At 71.6% G+C, this 17,354-nt stretch carries 17 protein-coding genes, 1 tRNA gene and 1 pseudogene; 11 read left to right on the top strand and 8 right to left on the bottom strand.

Going from position 1 to position 17,354, the window contains the following annotated elements; all coding sequences use genetic code 11:
- The 3 genes from N4P33_RS20735 to N4P33_RS20725 all read left to right on the top strand — a co-directional run.
- A partial coding sequence (locus tag N4P33_RS20735) for a (2Fe-2S)-binding protein (protein WP_260828146.1) occupies positions 1–678 on the top strand: 678 nt, incomplete at its 5' end.
- Entirely contained in the window at positions 675–2,981 is a 2,307-nt protein-coding gene (locus tag N4P33_RS20730) for a xanthine dehydrogenase family protein molybdopterin-binding subunit (RefSeq protein WP_260828145.1), read from the top strand. The genes N4P33_RS20735 and N4P33_RS20730, both read left to right, overlap by 4 nt.
- 133 nt (positions 2,982–3,114) lie before the next feature.
- A complete protein-coding gene (locus tag N4P33_RS20725; protein ID WP_260828144.1) occupies positions 3,115–3,636 on the top strand; it encodes an SUKH-4 family immunity protein in 522 nt (173 codons plus the stop codon).
- Here N4P33_RS20725 and N4P33_RS20720 read toward each other — a convergent pair.
- Positions 3,577–3,933: a MerR family transcriptional regulator gene (locus tag N4P33_RS20720; RefSeq protein ID WP_260828143.1), complete on the bottom strand. Its 357-nt coding sequence runs from the start codon at positions 3,931–3,933 to the stop codon at positions 3,577–3,579. The two genes, N4P33_RS20725 and N4P33_RS20720, sit on opposite strands and share 60 nt — an antisense overlap.
- Positions 3,934–4,025: 92 nt before the next feature.
- Between N4P33_RS20720 and N4P33_RS20715 the strand changes: the two are divergent.
- Positions 4,026–4,430, top strand: a pseudogene (locus N4P33_RS20715) (hypothetical protein); the annotation flags it as partial.
- Positions 4,431–4,432: 2 nt separating this feature from the next.
- Here N4P33_RS20715 and N4P33_RS20710 read toward each other — a convergent pair.
- Positions 4,433–4,507 (bottom strand) — tRNA-Cys (locus N4P33_RS20710).
- Positions 4,508–4,695: 188 nt separating this feature from the next.
- Here N4P33_RS20710 and N4P33_RS20705 point away from each other — a divergent pair.
- The 6 genes from N4P33_RS20705 (at position 4,696) to N4P33_RS20680 (ending at position 10,617) form a co-directional block, all read left to right on the top strand.
- Positions 4,696–6,147, top strand: coding sequence for an MFS transporter (locus tag N4P33_RS20705; protein WP_260828142.1), 1,452 nt, complete (start codon positions 4,696–4,698; stop codon positions 6,145–6,147).
- Between the two features lie 32 nt (positions 6,148–6,179).
- Positions 6,180–6,377, top strand: a complete 198-nt coding sequence (locus N4P33_RS20700; RefSeq protein WP_260828141.1) for a hypothetical protein — start codon at positions 6,180–6,182, stop codon at positions 6,375–6,377.
- The gene (locus N4P33_RS20695) at positions 6,377–6,745 is read left to right on the top strand and encodes a type II toxin-antitoxin system death-on-curing family toxin (protein ID WP_260828140.1); all 369 of its coding nucleotides are present in this window, start codon (positions 6,377–6,379) and stop codon (positions 6,743–6,745) included. The genes N4P33_RS20700 and N4P33_RS20695 overlap by 1 nt, the downstream gene beginning before the upstream one ends.
- A 112-nt stretch (positions 6,746–6,857) precedes the next feature.
- The gene (locus N4P33_RS20690; protein ID WP_399029839.1) at positions 6,858–8,660 is read left to right on the top strand and encodes a DEAD/DEAH box helicase; all 1,803 of its coding nucleotides are present in this window, start codon (positions 6,858–6,860) and stop codon (positions 8,658–8,660) included.
- A 282-nt stretch (positions 8,661–8,942) separates the two neighbouring features.
- Positions 8,943–9,584 carry an IclR family transcriptional regulator gene (locus tag N4P33_RS20685; protein ID WP_260828138.1) on the top strand — a complete coding sequence of 214 codons (642 nt, stop codon included), beginning with the start codon at positions 8,943–8,945 and terminating at the stop codon, positions 9,582–9,584.
- A gap of 241 nt (positions 9,585–9,825) precedes the next feature.
- Positions 9,826–10,617 carry a PDZ domain-containing protein gene (locus tag N4P33_RS20680; protein WP_260828137.1) on the top strand — a complete coding sequence of 264 codons (792 nt, stop codon included), beginning with the start codon at positions 9,826–9,828 and terminating at the stop codon, positions 10,615–10,617.
- Between the two features lie 15 nt (positions 10,618–10,632).
- Here N4P33_RS20680 and N4P33_RS20675 read toward each other — a convergent pair whose 3' ends face one another.
- Genes N4P33_RS20675 through N4P33_RS20655 form a run of 5 tightly spaced genes read right to left on the bottom strand, consistent with a single transcriptional unit; the run spans position 10,633 to position 14,885 of the window.
- On the bottom strand, positions 10,633–11,640 hold the full coding sequence (locus N4P33_RS20675) for a glycine betaine ABC transporter substrate-binding protein (RefSeq protein WP_260828136.1): 1,008 nt from the start codon (positions 11,638–11,640) through the stop codon (positions 10,633–10,635).
- On the bottom strand, positions 11,637–12,473 hold the full coding sequence (locus tag N4P33_RS20670; RefSeq protein ID WP_260828135.1) for an ABC transporter permease: 837 nt from the start codon (positions 12,471–12,473) through the stop codon (positions 11,637–11,639). The genes N4P33_RS20675 and N4P33_RS20670 overlap by 4 nt, the downstream gene beginning before the upstream one ends.
- Positions 12,470–13,735: an ABC transporter ATP-binding protein gene (locus N4P33_RS20665; RefSeq protein WP_399029835.1), complete on the bottom strand. Its 1,266-nt coding sequence runs from the start codon at positions 13,733–13,735 to the stop codon at positions 12,470–12,472. Before N4P33_RS20665 ends, N4P33_RS20670 begins: the two co-directional genes overlap by 4 nt.
- Positions 13,728–14,375: an ABC transporter permease gene (locus N4P33_RS20660; protein WP_260828134.1), complete on the bottom strand. Its 648-nt coding sequence runs from the start codon at positions 14,373–14,375 to the stop codon at positions 13,728–13,730. Before N4P33_RS20660 ends, N4P33_RS20665 begins: the two co-directional genes overlap by 8 nt.
- Before the next feature lie 39 nt (positions 14,376–14,414).
- Positions 14,415–14,885, bottom strand: coding sequence for an Lrp/AsnC family transcriptional regulator (locus tag N4P33_RS20655; protein WP_260828133.1), 471 nt, complete (start codon positions 14,883–14,885; stop codon positions 14,415–14,417).
- Positions 14,886–15,008: 123 nt separating this feature from the next.
- Here N4P33_RS20655 and hppD point away from each other — a divergent pair, with 123 nt between their 5' ends.
- Positions 15,009–16,157, top strand: a complete 1,149-nt coding sequence (hppD, locus tag N4P33_RS20650) for a 4-hydroxyphenylpyruvate dioxygenase (protein WP_260828132.1) — start codon at positions 15,009–15,011, stop codon at positions 16,155–16,157.
- 54 nt (positions 16,158–16,211) lie between these two features.
- On the opposite strand, the gene N4P33_RS20645 is transcribed toward hppD, so the two are convergent.
- Positions 16,212–17,354: tetratricopeptide repeat protein (locus tag N4P33_RS20645; RefSeq protein WP_260828131.1), on the bottom strand; the 1,143-nt coding region annotated here is incomplete at its 5' end.

Raw genomic sequence — 17,354 nt, 5'->3', positions numbered from 1 at the left:
CACGACCCACCCCCCGCCGGCCCCCACGACGACCACCCCCTCGCCTCCTACGTGCTCCGCGTCAACGGCGCCGACCGGCCCGTCAGCGACGCCTGGATCGGGGAGTCGCTGCTCTACGTGCTGCGTGAGCGGCTCGGGCTCGCCGGGGCCAAGGACGGCTGCTCGCAGGGTGAGTGCGGGGCCTGCAACGTGCAGGTGGACGGGCGGCTCGTGGCCTCCTGTCTCGTCCCGGCGGTCACCGCGGCCGGCAGTGAGGTCCGTACCGTCGAGGGACTCGCCCAGGACGGGCAGCCCTCCGACGTGCAGCGGGCGCTCGCGCGGTGCGGTGCCGTGCAGTGCGGCTTCTGTGTGCCGGGCATGGCGATGACCGTGCACGACCTGCTCGAGGGCAACCCGGCACCGACCGAGCTGGAGACCCGCCAGGCGCTGTGCGGCAACCTGTGCCGCTGCTCCGGCTACCGGGGCGTGGTGGACGCCGTGAAGGCGGTCGTCGCCGAACGCGAGGCGCTCTCCGCGTCCCCCGAGCCCGGCGAACCGGACGCGGACGAGCCCCGTATCCCGCACCAGGCGGGCCCGGGCGGGGGCGGTGTCAACCCGTCGGCGTTCCAGCCGCCGCAGGATCAGCCGTACGACCAGAGCTATGACCAGAGCTACGGCCAGGACGGAGGCCAGGCGTGACCGACGAAGCAGCCACCGCGCAGGCCGCCGAGGCACTCCCCGAGCCGGAGGCCATCCCGCACGGCCTCGGTGCCTCCCTGCCGCCCGCCGACGCCCGCGCGAAGACGGAGGGCACCTTCCCGTACGCCGCCGACCTGTGGGCCGAGGGCCTGCTGTGGGCGGCCGTCCTGCGCTCACCGCACCCGCACGCGCGCATCGTGTCCATCGACACCAGCCACGCGCGCGAGATGCCCGGCGTGCACGCCGTCATCACCCACGAGGACGTCCCCGGCGACCCGGTCTACGGCCGCGGCACGGCCGACCGCCCGGTGTTCGCCTCCGAGGTCGTACGCCACCACGGCGAGCCCATCGCCGCCGTCGCCGCCGACCATCCGGACACCGCGCGGATGGCCGCCGCCGCCGTCATCGTCGAGTACGAGGTGCTCGACCCGGTGACCGACCCCGAGCAGGCCTTCGAGGCCGAGCCGCTGCACCCCGACGGCAACCTGATCCGGCACATCCCGCTGCGCCACGGCGACCCGGAGGCGTCCGGCGACATCGTCGTGGAGGGCCTGTACCGCATCGGCCGCCAGGACCCCGCCCCCATCGGCGCCGAGGCCGGACTCGCCGTGCCCCGCCCGGACGGCGGCGTCGAGCTGTACCTGGCGTCCACCGACCCGCACGCCGACCGGGACACGGCCGCCGCCTGCTACGGCCTGGAACCCGAGCGGGTGAAGATCGTCGTCACCGGCGTCCCCGGCGCCACCGCCGACCGCGAGGACCGCGGCTTCCAGCTGCCGCTCGGGCTGCTCGCGATGAAGACCGGCTGCCCGGTGAAGCTCGCCGCCACGCGCGAGGAGTCCTTCCTCGGCCACACCCACCGGCACCCCACCCTGCTGCGCTACCGGCACCACGCCGATAGCGAGGGCAAGCTGGTCAAGGTCGAGGCGCAGATCCTGCTCGACGCGGGCGCCTACGCCGACACCTCCTCCGACGCCCTGGCCGCCGCCGTCGCCTTCGCCTGCGGCCCGTACGTCGTGCCGAACGCCTTCATCGAGGGCTGGGCCGTCCGCACCAACAACCCGCCCTCCGGGCATGTGCGCGGCGAGGGCGCGATGCAGGTGTGCGCCGCCCACGAGGCGCAGATGGACAAGCTCGCCAAGAAGCTCGGCATCGACCCGGCGGAGCTGCGCCTGCGCAATGTGATGGCGACCGGTGACGTGCTCCCGACCGGCCAGACGGTGACGTGCCCGGCGCCGGTGGCGGAGCTGCTGCAGGCCGTGCGCGACCACCCGCTGCCGCCGCTGCCCAAGGACACCCCCGAGGACGAGTGGCTGCTGCCCGGCGGCCCCGAGGGCGCGGGCGAACCGGGCGCGGTGCGCCGAGGCGTGGGCTACGGCCTGGGCATGGTGCACATGCTGGGCGCGGAGGGCGCCGACGAGGTGTCCACGGCGACGGTGAAGGTGCAGGGCGGCGTCGCGACGGTGCTGTGCGCGGCGGTGGAGACCGGCCAGGGCTTCTCGACGCTCGCCCGGCAGATCGTCCAGGAGATCCTCGGCGTCGACGAGGTGCATGTGGCGCCGGTGGACACCGACCAGCCCCCGGCCGGCGCGGGCTGCCGGGGCCGGCACACCTGGGTGTCGGGCGGCGCGGTGGAGCGGGCGGCGAAGATGGTCCGCACGCAGCTGCTCCAGCCGCTCGCGCACAAGTTCGGCATGTCCACGGAGCTGCTGCAGATCACCGACGGCAAGATCACCTCGTACGACGGTGTGCTGTCGACGACGGTCGCCGAGGCGCTGGAGGGCAAGGAACTCTGGGCCACCGCCCAGTGCCGCCCCCATCCCACGGAGCCGCTCGACGACGCCGGGCAGGGCGACGCCTTCGTCGGCATGTCCTTCTGCGCGATCCGCGCGGTGGTCGACGTCGACATCGAGCTCGGCTCGGTACGGGTGGTGGAGCTGGCGGTCGCCCAGGACGTGGGCCGGGTGCTGAACCCGGCGCAGCTGGCCGCGCGGATCGAGGCGGGCGTCACCCAGGGCGTGGGCGTCGCCCTCACGGAGAATCTGCGCACCCCGCGCGGTGTGATCCGCCACCCCGACCTGACGGGCTACGCCCTGCCCACGGCCCTCGACGCGCCCGACATCCGGATCGTGAAGCTGGTCGAGGAGCGGGACGTGGTGGCGCCCTTCGGCGCGAAGGCGGTCAGCGCGGTGCCGGTGGTGACGTCCCCGGCGGCGATCGCCTCCGCGGTCCGTGCCGCGACGGGCCGTCCGGTCAACCGTCTTCCGATCCGCCCGCAGGCGGCGGTGGTGACGGGCGGCTGAGTCCCGCCCGTCCCCGGAGGCAACGTCAGCCGCCACCCGTGCGTCTGTTGAGGTGGAGGCCGTTGTCAGTGGCGGCGCGTAGTGTGCGAGGCGTTGGGGGACGGCTGCTGAGCGCACGCGACACGGGGGAATCATGAGCACGACGGGTATGACGGGTCTTGCCGCGCTGGCGGCGAGCACGGGGACGTCCTTCGGACTCGCGCTGGTGCGGGAGTTCGGCCGGGCCGGGGTGTTCCGCTTCGAGGAGGTCGACTTCCCGGCCACGCTCACCCATGAGCCGACCCGCCGCTTCCTGAGCGAGACGGGCCTGCCGGAGGACGGCGGCCCGTTCGCCCTGGACACGGACCTGCCGCTGCGCACGCTCACGGAGTACTACGCCGACGACCACGGGGACGGCTTCCTGCCCGGGGCCCTCCCCGCCCACGCCGACCGCCTGATACGCCTCGGCGCCCTGCGCGACGGCAACAGCCTGCTCGTGGACGGGACCACGGGCGCGCTTCTGCACTGGAACGAGCGGCAGTCCACCCTCGCCCCGCTGCACGCGGACGTCTCCACGCTCGCCCTGGCCCTCTGCCTGCTGCACCGGAAGCGCGACTCAGCCGGCTGCACGCAAGGGGCATCCGGTACCGGCACGTGCGGTGAGTTCGGCGCGTAGGGCGGCGAGTTCGGCCATCCGGGCGTCGACGATCCGGATCTTCTCCGCGAACAGCGCGGACAGTGCTTCGGCGGTGTCGGGGGCGTCGCGCAGTTCCTCGCCGTGCCGGGCGATCTCCGCCAGGGAGAAGCCGAGCGTCTGAGCGGTGCGGACGTAGCGCAGCCATTCCACCGTCTCGGGTGCGAAGTCGCGATAACCGCTGGGCAGCCGACGGCTGGTGACGAGGCCGCGCTTCTCGTAGAACCGGACGGTGTCCCTGGACACTCCCGCCCGCGCGGCCAACTCCCCTATCAGCATGGGCCCTCCGTCGGCCGATGGCTTGACCTTGGACCCTACTCCACTGTTTAGCGTGAGCCGTCCGCTGCCGCTGACCAGCAGGAGCCTGTCTCGTGACCCTCTTTCCTTCCCCCTCCCAGGCCTCTTACCTCCGTCTCGTGCGCGCGAGCGCCTGGTACGACCTCGTCGTCACGGCGGGCTTCGCGACCCCGTGGAGCTACGCGCTGGTGCACAGCCTGCTGTCGTCGGCGGGTGACGCCCTCGGTCTGGGGGTGCTGCCCGAACGCGACCCGGTGCAGACCCTCTACGCCAATCTGATGGGCTCGGTCGTGGTCGTCTGGGCCGTCCTGCGCCTGAGGAGGACCCTGCCGGTGCACGGCGTCTACGACGGCGCCGCCCGCGTCCTGTTCTCGGCCTGGCTGGCCTACGCCCTGGCCACCGGCGCCCCGGCGCTGCTGTGGCCGTTCCTCGCGGTGGAGGTGACGTGGGGCGTGATCCAGCTGGCGCCATGGTGGCGCCTTGGAGGCCGTGACCGGAATCGAACCGGTGTACATCGCTTTGCAGGCGATTCCCTCAACCACTCGGGCACACGGCCGTGTTGATGACTCGACCGTACGGCCCTGGCGATCCCGGCCTCAAGGAATCCCGGCGGGCTGCAACAGGACCGCCATACGCCGTTCATGAAGCGCCTGCGGACCGCCTGCGGACCTAGGACGAAGGGCCTAGCCCCGCACCTCCTCCCGACAGGGGTCAATGTGTGTCTTGGCCCTTACCCTGGCGACCATGACTGCCCTCGAACGGCGTGACGCCGATGTCGCCCCCATCCCGGACGCTGAGCCCGACGAGACCGTGTTGAGCCGTTCGTACCGGGCGCTGAGCATCGGCATCGTGTCGGTCGTGCTGCTGATCGCCTTCGAGGCGACCGCGGTGGGGACGGCGATGCCGGTGGCGGCGCGGGAGCTGGACGGGGTGTCGCTGTACGCCTTCGCGTTCTCCGGGTTCTTCACGACGAGCCTGTTCGGGATGGTGCTCTCCGGGCAGTGGTCGGACCGGCGCGGACCGCTCGGGCCGCTGACCGCGGGCATCGCCGCCTTCGCGGCCGGACTGCTGCTGGCCGGGACGGCGGCGGCGATGTGGCCGTTCATCCTGGGGCGGGCCGTGCAGGGGCTCGGCGGCGGGCTGGTGATCGTCGCGCTGTACGTCGTCGTGGGCCGGGCCTATCCGGAGCGGCTGCGCCCGGCGATCATGGCGGCGTTCGCGGCGAGCTGGGTGGTGCCGTCGATCGTCGGTCCGCTGGCGTCCGGGGCGGTGACCGAGCACATCGGCTGGCGGTGGGTGTTCCTCGGCATCCCGGTGCTGGTGGTGTTCCCGCTGGCCCTCGCGCTGCCGCAGATACGCCGCCGGGCGGCCGGCCCGGTCGGCGGCGAAGCGGACGCCTCGGAGGGTGCCTCCTTCGACCGCCGCCGTATCCGGCTCGCCCTCGGCATCTCCCTGGGCGCGGGCCTGCTGCAGTACGCGGCGCAGGATCTGCGCTGGATATCGCTGCTGCCGGGCGCGGCGGGCCTGGCCCTTCTCGTCCCCGCCGCGCTCGGTCTGCTCCCGCGCGGCACCTACCGGGCGGCGCGCGGCCTGCCGTCGGTGGTGCTGCTGCGGGGCATCGCCGCCGGGTCCTTCATCGCGGCGGAGTCCTTCGTGCCGCTGATGCTGGTCACCCAGCGGGGGCTCAGCCCGACCCTCGCCGGTTTCTCGCTCGCGGCGGGCGGCGGCACGTGGGCGCTGGGCTCCTGGGTGCAGTCCCGGCCGCGCCTTGAGCCGTACCGGGAGCGTCTGACGACCCTCGGCATGCTGCTGGTGGCCGCGGCCATCGCCGCCGCGCCGAGCGTCCTGATCGACGCGGTGCCCGTCTGGACGGTGGCCGTCGCCTGGGCGTTCGGCTGCTTCGGCATGGGCCTGGTGATCTCCTCCACCAGCGTGCTCCTGCTCCACCTCTCCGCCCCGGAGGAAGCGGGCACCAACTCCGCCGCCCTCCAGATCTCCGACGGCCTCTCCAACGTCCTCCTCCTCGCCGCGGGCGGCGCCGCCTTCGCCGCCCTCGGCGGCGGCACGGTGACCCACGCGGCGACGAACGCCTCCGCCTCCCACCCGGCCGCCTTCGCGGCGGTGTTCCTGCCGATGGCGGGGGTGGCGCTGGCGGGGGCTTGGGTGACGACGCGGTTGCGGCCGGAACCGCAGTGACACCGCGTGGTACCACGTAGTACCGTCGAAGCATGGCTGGACTGAATCTGCGGTTCACGGACGAAGAGCTCGAAGCCCTGCGAGAGAGGGCCGCTGCGGAGGGCCGCAGCATGCAGGCCTTCGCGCATGACGCAGTGATCGCGGCCATAAACGAGCACTCGAGGCTGTTCAACGAGGCGGCCGAGCATGTCCTGAAGGCAAGTGCCGAGCTGAACCGGAGGCTCGCCTGATGCACTACCTCACTCTCCCCGAGGTGCTCAACCTTGCTGAGCGGCTCGGGGCGGCCGAGGTGCGCGACTACGGACTCCTGGACTCGGCCCTGGCCCGCCCTCAATCGAGCGTTTTCGGCCAGGACGCCTATCCGGACGTATGGCAGAAGGCCGCAGCTCTGATGGAGTCCTTGGCCCGTAATCACACGCTTGTCGACGGCAACAAGCGGCTCTCCTGGTATGCCACCTGGGTCTTCCTGCACATGAACGGGCATCCGCTGGACCCCGATTTCGACGTGGACGAGGCCGAACGCTTTGTCCTCGACGTCTCGCAAGGTTTCCTCGACGTGCCGAAGATCGCCACGCAGTTGCCGGGCTTCGCGCGCTGACTGTGACGTCGATCCCACCCTGGAGTGGCCCGGCCCGGTACCGGCGTGGCACGGTCCGGGGCGCCGGTAGGGTGGCCCGGTTGTTCTACGTAGCCGCTCGACCCCCACGGAGATCGTGACTACCACCGCCGGCACCGCGTCCCATTCGCATCATCTGTCGCCCGCGTTTCCCGGGCGGGCCCCCTGGGGTACTGCCAGCAAGCTGCGCGCCTGGCAGCAGGGGGCGATGGAGAAGTACATCCAGGAGCAGCCGCGTGACTTCCTGGCGGTGGCGACGCCCGGCGCCGGTAAGACGACGTTCGCCCTGACGCTGGCGTCCTGGCTGCTGCACCATCACGTCGTGCAGCAGGTGACCGTCGTCGCGCCCACCGAGCATCTGAAGAAGCAGTGGGCCGAGGCCGCCGCGCGCATAGGGATCCGGCTGGACCCCGAGTACAGCGCCGGACCGCTCAGCAAGGAGTACCACGGCGTCGCCGTGACCTACGCCGGTGTCGGTGTGCGGCCCATGCTGCACCGCAACCGGGTCGAGCAGCGCAAGACGCTCGTCATCCTCGACGAGATCCACCACGCCGGTGACAGCAAGTCGTGGGGCGAGGCGTGCCTCGAGGCGTTCGAGCCGGCGACCAGGCGGCTCGCGCTCACCGGTACGCCGTTCCGCTCCGACACCAACCCCATCCCCTTCGTCACGTACGAGGAGGGCGACGACGGCATCCGGCGCTCGGCCGCCGACTACACCTACGGCTACGGTTCCGCCCTCGCCGACGGCGTCGTCCGCCCCGTCATCTTCATGAGCTACAGCGGCAACATGCGCTGGCGCACCAAGGCCGGTGACGAGATCGCCGCCCGCCTCGGCGAGCCCATGACCAAGGACGCGATCAGCCAGGCCTGGCGCACCGCCCTCGACCCGCGCGGCGAGTGGATGCCGGCCGTGCTGCGCGCCGCCGACCAGCGCCTCACCGAGGTCCGCAAGGCCATCCCCGACGCGGGCGCCCTCGTCATCGCCTCCGACCAGGAGTCGGCCCGCGCCTACGCCAAGCTCATCCGGGACATCACCGGACACAAGGCGACCCTGGTCCTCTCCGACGACGCCGGCGCGTCCAAGCGGATCGACGAGTTCAGCGCGAGCGACGACCGGTGGATGGTCGCCGTCCGCATGGTGTCCGAGGGCGTCGACGTGCCCCGCCTCGCCGTCGGCGTGTACGCCACCACCATCTCCACCCCGTTGTTCTTCGCCCAGGCCGTCGGCCGTTTCGTACGGTCCCGGCGGCGCGGCGAGACCGCGTCGGTGTTCCTGCCGACCGTCCCCGACCTGCTCAGCTTCGCCAACGAGATGGAGCGCGAGCGCGACCACGTGCTCGACAAGCCCAAGAAGGACGGCGAGGAGGACCCGTACGCCGAGTCCGAGAAGGAGATGGAGGAGGCGAACAAGCAGCAGGACGAGGACACCGGCGAGCAGGACATGCTGCCCTTCGAGGCGCTGGAGTCCGACGCCGTCTTCGACCGGGTCATGTACAACGGCGCCGAGTTCGGCATGCAGGCCCACCCCGGCAGCGAGGAGGAGCAGGACTACCTCGGCATCCCGGGACTGCTGGAGCCCGACCAGGTGCAACTGCTGCTGCAGAAGCGGCAGGCGCGGCAGATCGCGCACAGCCGCAAGAAGCCCGACGCCGAGGCCGATCTCCTCGAACTGCCCGCCGAGCGGCGACCGGTGGTCTCCCACAAGGAGATGATGGAGCTGCGCCGCAAGCTCAACAACCTGGTCGGCGCGTACGTCCACCAGAGTGGCAAGCCGCACGGCGTCATCCACACCGAGCTGCGCCGGGTCTGCGGCGGGCCGCCCGCCGCCGAGGCCACGGCGGGGCAGCTGCGGCAGCGGATCGCCAAGGTGCAGGAGTGGGCCACGCGCATGCGGTGACGCGGACACAAGCGGTCAAAGTTCGCTCATTTTCGCTGATTCTTCAGCTCCCGTGCCCGGATTCTGGACGGAGCCTTCCGCTGGGCGAACAGGCTCGCTACTGTCCCGCTACGCACACGCCCCGTGGCAGCGTCGCCGCGGAGCGCAGCCGTGAAGCGACTGTGCCCGGGACCTGACCGGGCCGCCGGCCGATCGGCGGCCTCTGTAGCGCGTCGCCGACGGGACTCGGCGACGCAACGACAGCGAGGGGGCCGCCGACCTCACCACTAAGGAGTGGGCGTCGTGACCGCGGAGACCTCTCAGACGCTCGACAGGGGACTGCGTGTCCTCAAGCTGCTGGCCGATACGGACCATGGGCTGACCGTCACCGAGCTTTCCCACAAACTGGGCGTGAACCGGACCGTGGTGTACCGGTTGCTCGCCACGCTGGAGCAGCATGCCCTTGTACGCCGTGATCTGGGCGGACGGGCCCGGGTGGGGCTGGGGGTGCTGCGGCTGGGGCGGCAGGTGCATCCGCTGGTGCGGGAGGCGGCGATGCCGGCGCTGCGGGCGCTGGCGGAGGACATCGGCGCGACGGCGCATCTGACTCTGGTGGACGGGGCGGAGGCGCTGGCGGTGGCGGTGGTGGAGCCGTCGTGGACGGATTACCACGTGGCGTATCGGGCGGGGTTCCGGCATCCGTTGGACCGGGGGGCGGCGGGGAAGGCGATACTCGCCGCGCGGCAGCAGCGGAACGGGGATCCCGGGTACACGCTGACGCACGGGGAGTTGGAGGCGGGGGCGTGCGGGGCTGCGGCGCCGTTGCTGGGGGTGACCGGGGTTGAGGGCAGTGTGGGTGTCGTGATGCTCGCGGATGTGGTGCCGGAGCGGGTTGGCCCTCGGGTCGTCGACGCGGCGCGGGAGGTCGCGGAGGCGTTGCGCTGAGGCCCGGTTGCGTCGTTGCCCTGCGTTGGTGCTGGCCGGGGGTGGGTACGCGCGCCCGCGCTGGCGGGGTGCCGCTGCGCCCACCCTCCCCCACTCTCGGCTTCGCTCGAGCGGGGGGACCCCCATCGCCCCAGCGGCACGACTGCCCGCAGCTAAGCGCCCTGAAGGGGCGCGGGGAACTGCGCGACCAGCCCCCACCGGGCCGCAGCTGGCCCCGAACCGTACCCGTTACATTGACTCCGTGCTCTCTCGTCTCTCGCGTCCCCGAACCCTCGCCATCTGCGGTGCCCCCGTCGTCGGTCTCCTCGCCACCGCCGTGTTCGCCCCGCTGCCCTTCTCCGTCGCGCAGCCCGGGATGACCGCCGATGTGCTCGGGGAGAACAAGGGGGCGCAGGTGATCACCATCTCCGGGGCGCCCGTGCGCGAGACCACTGGGCAACTGCGGATGACGACCATCGAGGCGACCTCCCCGGACACCCGCGTCAGCCTCCCCGATGTGATCGACAGCTGGTTCCGTACCGATCAGGCCGTGATGCCGCGGGATTCCGTCTACCCCAGCGGAGACACCACCCAGGAGATCGAGCAGTACAACCGCGAGCAGATGAAGGAGTCGCAGGACGAGGCGACCGAGGCCGCGCTGACCTATCTCAAGCGGGACGACGAGGACATCAAGGTCAGCCTCAAGCTCGCCGACGTCGGCGGCCCCAGCGCCGGGCTGCTGTTCTCGCTCGGGATCGTCGACAAGCTCAACGGCAACGGCAGCGGCGGCGACCTCACCGGCGGCCGGGTCATCGCCGGCACCGGCACCATCGACGCGGACGGAACCGTCGGTGCCGTGGGCGGTGTGCCGCTCAAGACGCAGGCCGCCCGCCGGGACGGCGCCACCGTCTTCCTCGTACCGAAGGCCGAGTGCGCGGACGCGCAGGCCGAGCTGCCCAAGGGGCTGCGGCTGATCCCCGTCACCACCCTCAAGGGCGCCGTCGACGCCCTCGTCGCACTGGAGAAGGGGACGGGCAAGGTCCCCAGCTGCTGAGGACCGTAAGACGGCCTACCCCTCCTTCACGAACCCCATCTTCACCATCCAGTCCAGCGCCACCTGGTGCGGGTCCTCCCCGTCCACGTCCACCTTCGCGTTCAGATCCTGCGCCACCGTGTTGTCCAGCTTCGCCGTCACCGGTGCCAGCACCTCCGCGATGGCCGGCCACTCCTTCAACGTGTCGCTGTTGACCGTCGGCGCCGCGTTGTAGTTCGGGAAGAACTTCTTGTCGTCCTCCATCACCACCAGGTTCATCGACTTGATGCGCCCGTCGGTGGTGAACACCTCGCCGTAGGTGCAGGCGCCCTTCGCGGTCTGGGTGTAGATGATCCCGGTGTCCATCTGGGTGACGTTCCGCGCGGGCAGGTCCATGCCGTACGCCTTCTCCATGCCCGGCAGCCCGTCCGCGCGGTTGGCGAACTCGCCCTCCACGCACAGCGTCACCGCGCCCGGGTCGGACTTCGACAGCGCGGCCACGTCCGACAGGGTGCGGGTGCGGTACTTCTCGTAGTTGGCCTGGCTCATGGCGAGGGCGTAGGTGTTGTTCAGCTCGGACGGCTCCAGCCAGGTCACGCCGTTCTTCCGGTCGGCCTCGCGCACCGCCAGCCACTGCTCGCGCGGGTCGGGGATGGGCTCGCTGTTGCCCTGGTACGTGATCCAGGCGGTGCCCGTGTACTCGTACCCGGCGTCCGCCTCGCCCTTGACGACCGCCTCCCGGGAGCCGACGGAGCCCTGGATGCCCGTCCGGTCGATGACCTCCGCGCCGGCCGCCTGGAAGGCGATGCCCATGATCGCGCCGAGGATCAGCTGCTCGGTGAACTCCTTGGACGTGACGGTGAGCTTCGCGCCCTCCAGCGGCTTGCCCTGTCCGATCGAGCCCGGCTCCACGTCGTCGACCATGGGGGAGCCGCTGGTCAGGCCGCACGCGGAGGCCGCGAGCAACAGCACCCCGGCGAGCAGCAGGGACGTCCGCCGGCTCAGCAGGGACGTCCGGCTCGGGAGCCCCGCACCCCGCCTCATGTCCCCGCCTCCAGCCCCCGCGGCCGCAGCAGCAGCTCCGCCAGCGACGCCAGCCAGTCCACCAGCAGCGCCAGCGCGACCGTGAGGATCGAGCCGATCATCAGCACCGGCATCCGCTGGCTGGTGATCCCCGTAGTGATCAGTACGCCCAGACCGCCGCCCCCGCCGAAGGTCGCCAGCGTCGCCGTGCCGACGTTCAGGACGAGCGCCGTGCGCACTCCGGCGAGGATCAGCGGGACCGCCAGCGGCAGCTCCACGCGCGTGAGCACGCCCAGCGGGGACATGCCGATGCCACGCGCCGCCTCCAGCAGCGTCGGGTCGTTGGCCTTCAGGCCCGCGATGGTGTTGGACAGCACCGGCAGCACCGCGTAGGCGATCATGCCGATGAGTGCCGCCCTGCGCCCGATGCCCAGCCAGATCACCAGCAGCGCGAGCAGGCCGATCGCCGGGGTCGCCTGGCCCATGTTGGCGAACGCCATCGCCGCCGGGGTGGCCCTGCTGAACGCACCCCGGGTCAGCAGGATGCCCAGCGGGATCGCGATGATCAGCACGAAGAACGTCGAGATCGCGGTCAGCTGGATGTGCTGCCACAGCGCCTTGCTCACCCGCCCGTCGGACAGCGCGTTGACGGTGAGCGCGTCGAGGTCGGCCTGCTCGAACCACAGCCAGGTCGCGAGCAGCACGGCGATCAGCACGGCCGGCAGCAACGTCAGCTTCTGCCAGGTCACCCGGGGCGGTTTCGCCGCGGGCGGCGGGGGAGCCGGCTCGGTGTCGTCCGACGGCTCGCCCTCTTGGGGGACCGAGAGCCCCTGCTCGCTGGACGGGGTCCTCACGCCTTCGGCTCCCCTCCCACGCCCTCCTGCTCGGCGTGCGTCTGCGCGGCCCGCTGCTCCTGCAGCTCGTGCTGGGCCTCCAGCGCCTCCAGCCGGTCGGCCTCCATCAGTTCGTGCACGGAGTTCATCAGCGTCTCCACGTCGACGACGCCCTCGTACGCGCCGCGCCGCCCGGTGACGGCGACCCGGCCCGCGTTGTCGGTGAGCACCGCCTCCAGCGCGTCCCGCAGGGTCGCGTCCCGGGTCACCGTGTCGCTGACCAGCGTGCCCGCGCGGGCCAGCGAGCCCTTGGCCCGCATCAGGTCGCCGCGCCTGAGCCACTTGTAGGGGCGGCGCCGCTTGTCCAGCAGCAGGATCTCGTTGGTGCCGCTGGAGCGCAGCCGGTTGAAGATGTCCTGGAGCGGGTCGTCGACGGTCACCGTCGGATACTCGGTGATCTCCACGTCCCGTACGCGGGTGAGGTTGAGCCGCTTCAGGGCGGCGCCCGCGCCGACGAAACCGGAGACGAAGTCGTCCGCCGGATTGGTGAGGATCGCCTCCGGGGTGTCGAACTGGGCGATGTGCGAGCGTTCGCGCAGCACCGCGATCCGGTCGCCGAGCTTGATCGCCTCGTCGAAGTCGTGGGTGACGAAGACGATCGTCTTGTGCAGCTCGCGCTGCAGCCGGATCAGCTCGTCCTGGAGGTGGTCCCGGGTGATCGGGTCGACCGCGCCGAACGGCTCGTCCATCAGCAGCACCGGCGGGTCCGCCGCCAGCGCCCGCGCCACCCCGACCCGCTGCTGCTGACCGCCGGACAGCTGCCGGGGGTAGCGGCCGTGGAACTCGCCCGGGTCCAGACCGACCAGGTCCAGCATCTCCTCGACCCGCGCCCGGATGCGTGCGGAGGGCCAGCGCAGCATCTTCGGCACCAGCGCGATGTTCTGCGCGACGGTCATGTGCGGGAACAGGCCGCTGGCCTGGATGGCGTAGCCGATGGTGCGGCGCAGCTTCACCGGGTCCATGTCGGTGACGTCCTCGCCGCCGATGCGGATACGGCCCCCGGTCGGCTCGATCAGCCGGTTGATCATCTTCAGGGTGGTGGACTTCCCGCAGCCGGACGGGCCGACGAAGATGACCGTCTCACCGGCCCGGATGTCCATGCTGACGTTGTCCACGGCGGGCTGGGCGCTGTGCGGGTAGCGCTTGGTGAGGTGCTCCAGCTCGATGGTGGCACCCGCGGTGCCGGACTCGGGCACGGATCCCTCTTCGACGGGCTCAGGCACGGATCCCCCTCGAAATGGTCAGCCGCCCGATCAGCACGTACGCGGCGTCGAACAGCAGCGCGAGGATGATGATCCCCAGGGTGCCCGCGAGGACCTGGTTGAGCGCGTTCTTGCTGCCCAGCGAGGCGATCCCCCGGAAGATCAGGTTGCCCAGGCCGGGTCCTGAGGCGTACGCGGCGATGGCGGCGATGCCCATGAGCATCTGGGTGGAGACCCGGATCCCGGTGAGGATCGGCGGCCAGGCCAGCGGCAGCTCCACCCGCGCCAGCCGGGCCGCCCGGGACATGCCGATACCGGTGGCCGCGTCCACCAGCGACGGATCGACCCCGCGCAGGCCCACGATGGAGTTCCGCACGATCGGCAGCAGCCCGTACAGCGTCAGCGCGATCACCGTCGGCGGCACCCCGAGCCCCACGATCGGGATGAGCAGACCGATCATGGCCAGCGCCGGAATGGTGAGCAGGGTGGCGGTGGTGGTCGTGGCGAGGTTGCCCGCCCACTCGCTGCGGTAGGTCGCCACCCCGATCAGCACGCCGAGCGCGGTCGCCACCACCATGCACTGGAAGACGACGCTGGCGTGCTGATACGCGTCGGTGAGCAGCTGCTGGTGCCTGCTGGCCAGGTACTCCCAGAAATTCACCCGCGCTCACCCCCAGCTCGGCCAGGACGTCTGTCGCATTCACTCGCCGAGCGCCGCCTGTTCCACCAGCGGGATGATCCGCAGCGGGACGGGGTTCTCCATGACGATCGCCGTGGAGGCCCGGACGATGCCATCAAAACCGACGACGCGGTCGATCACCCGCTGGAGATCGGCGTTCGAGCGAGCCACCAGCCGGCACAGCATGTCGCCGGTGCCGGTGGTGGTGTGCAGCTCCAGCACCTCCGGCACGGTCGCCAAGTGGGCCCGTACATCGGCGCCTTGACCCTGCCGGATCTGCAGCGTGGCGAACGCCGTGACCGGGTAGCCGAGGGCCGCCGGATCCACCTGGGGGCCGAATCCGCGGATGACTCCGTTCGACTGAAGCCGGTCGAGACGGGCCTGCACCGTGCCCCGCGCCACCCCCAGCCGCCGCGACATCTCCAGCACCCCGATCCGCGGCTCCCGCGCGAGCAGCGCGATGATGCGCCCGTCCAGCTGATCGATCGCCATCCCCGCCTCCGAGTCTGGTCATCCTGTACAGAAAGCCCGCCGATACCGGCGTACGGCTGAACACATTGCCCAGCGATTCAGCGAACTATTGCGCACCTTGCCGGGCTGCACCACCCTGCCCCTATGACGCAGACCACACACCACACTCCCGAGACCACCGCCCGGCAGGCCGACCCCTTCCCGGTCAAGGGAATGGACGCGGTCGTCTTCGCCGTGGGCAACGCCAAGCAGGCGGCGCACTACTACTCCACCGCCTTCGGCATGAAGCTGGTCGCCTACTCCGGACCGGAGAACGGCAACCGCGAGACCGCCGCCTACGTCCTGGAGAGCGGCTCCGCCCGCTTCGTCCTCACCTCGGTGATCAAGCCCTCCACCGAGTGGGGCACCTTCCTCGCCGAGCACGTGGCCGCGCACGGCGACGGCGTCATCGACCTCGCCATCGAGGTGCCGGACGCGCGCGCCGCGTACGCCTACGCGATCGAGCACGGCGCCCGCTCGGTCGCCGAGCCGTACGAGCTCAAGGACGAGCACGGCACGGTCGTCCTCGCCGCGATCGCCACGTACGGCGAGACCCGCCACACCCTGGTCGAGCGCACCGGCTACGACGGCCCCTACCTGCCCGGCTACGTCGCCGCCGACCCCATGGTCGAACCGCCCGCCCAGCGCAGCTTCCAGGCCATCGACCACTGCGTCGGCAATGTCGAGCTCGGCAAGATGAACGAGTGGGTCGGCTTCTACAACAAGGTCATGGGCTTCACGAACATGAAGGAGTTCGTGGGCGACGACATCGCCACCGAGTACAGCGCGCTGATGTCGAAGGTGGTGGCCGACGGCACGCTCAAGGTCAAGTTCCCGATCAACGAGCCCGCGATCGCCAAGAAGAAGTCCCAGATCGACGAGTACCTGGAGTTCTACGGCGGCGCCGGCGTCCAGCACATCGCGCTGAACACCAACGACATCGTGCAGACGGTCCGTCAGATGCGCGCGGCCGGTGTGCAGTTCCTCGACACCCCGGACTCGTACTACGACACCCTCGGCGAGTGGGTCGGCGACACCCGGGTGCCGATCGAGACGCTGCGCGAGCTGAAGATCCTCGCCGACCGCGACGAGGACGGCTATCTGCTGCAGATCTTCACCAAGCCGGTCCAGGACCGCCCGACCGTCTTCTTCGAGCTGATCGAGCGGCACGGCTCCATGGGCTTCGGCAAGGGCAACTTCAAGGCCCTGTTCGAGGCGATCGAGCGGGAGCAGGCCAAGCGCGGCAACCTGTGACGCGGTGACGAGCCGGCGCGGCGGGCATCCACGGGGGGTGCCCGCCGCGCCGCGTCACGAGATGTCCGCCCCCGCCTCGACCGGCGGCTCGCCCAGCCGTGCCAGCGCCGCCCTCGCCTCGCGCGCACCGAGCGGTGAGAAGTGCGGGTTGAGCTGCATCGCCTCCCGCAGATGCCGCCGCGCGGCCCCGTACTCCGCCAGCGCGCGCTCGATCATGCCCCGGTGGAACGCGTACAGCGCGCTGCGCACCCCGCCGCCGCGCTCGCCCTCCGTCGCCCGCACCGCGAAATCGAGAGCCTCCTCGTGCTCCCCGGCCCGGTGCAGCGCCCAGCCCAACGCGTCGGCGACCTCCGTCGACGGGTGCTGCTCCCACTCCGCCCGCAGCCGCCGCACCGCCGCCCGCGGATCCCCGTGGTCCGCCTCGAAACGGCCGAGCACCAGATCCTCGTCCACCCCGTGCGCGGCAGCCTTCCGTACCCGCTCGCGCAGCACGTCGTACTGCACCTTCGCCGCCTCCGGCATCCCCACCGAGGCGTACAGCTCGCCCAGCTCCAGCGCGTACTCGGGCCGGGGCTGCTTCTCCAGCGCCACCCGGTAGGCGCTCAGCGCCTCCGTGGTCCGCCCCAGCGCCGCCAGCACCCTGCCCTGCCCCGCCTGTGCCGCCCGCTGGTCGGGGTCGAGCCGCACCGCCTCCTGGAAGTGCCACAGCGCGTCCCGGAGATCGCCGCGCTCCCAGGCGAGCTGCCCGGCCCGCTCCACATACGCCGCCCGCTCCGCCGGGTCGACCGCTGCCGCCGCCGCGTCGGCGAGCTGCGCCGCCGCGTCCTCCCGCCAGCCCCGGTCCCGGTACACGGCCGCCGTGTGCGCCATCACCGCCGGATCCGAGCGCAGCTTGGTCAGCCGGTCCAGCATCCGGCCCACCGCCTCGTGGTCACCGAGCCCGGCACACGCCTCGATCAGCAGCGGATACGTCGTCCACCGCTTCGGCTCCAGCTTCCGCGCCGCCTCGCCCCACTTCCGCGCGGCCACGAAGTCCCGGCGGGCGTTCGCCAGTGCCGCGAGGCCCCGCAGCGCCGCCGCGTTCCGCTCCGGCCGCAGCTTCAGCGAGGTGCGCAGCGCGTTCTCGGCGCGCGGATAGGACGCCGGGTCCGCCAGCCGCCGCCCCAGCTCCACCCGAGCCGCGCCGAGCACCGCCCA

It is taken from the genome of Streptomyces sp. 15-116A, assembly GCF_025290915.1.
Lineage (GTDB): Bacteria > Actinomycetota > Actinomycetes > Streptomycetales > Streptomycetaceae > Streptomyces.
Note: the sequence above shows the minus strand (reverse complement) of the source record. Positions and strands in the feature narration are given on the sequence as shown.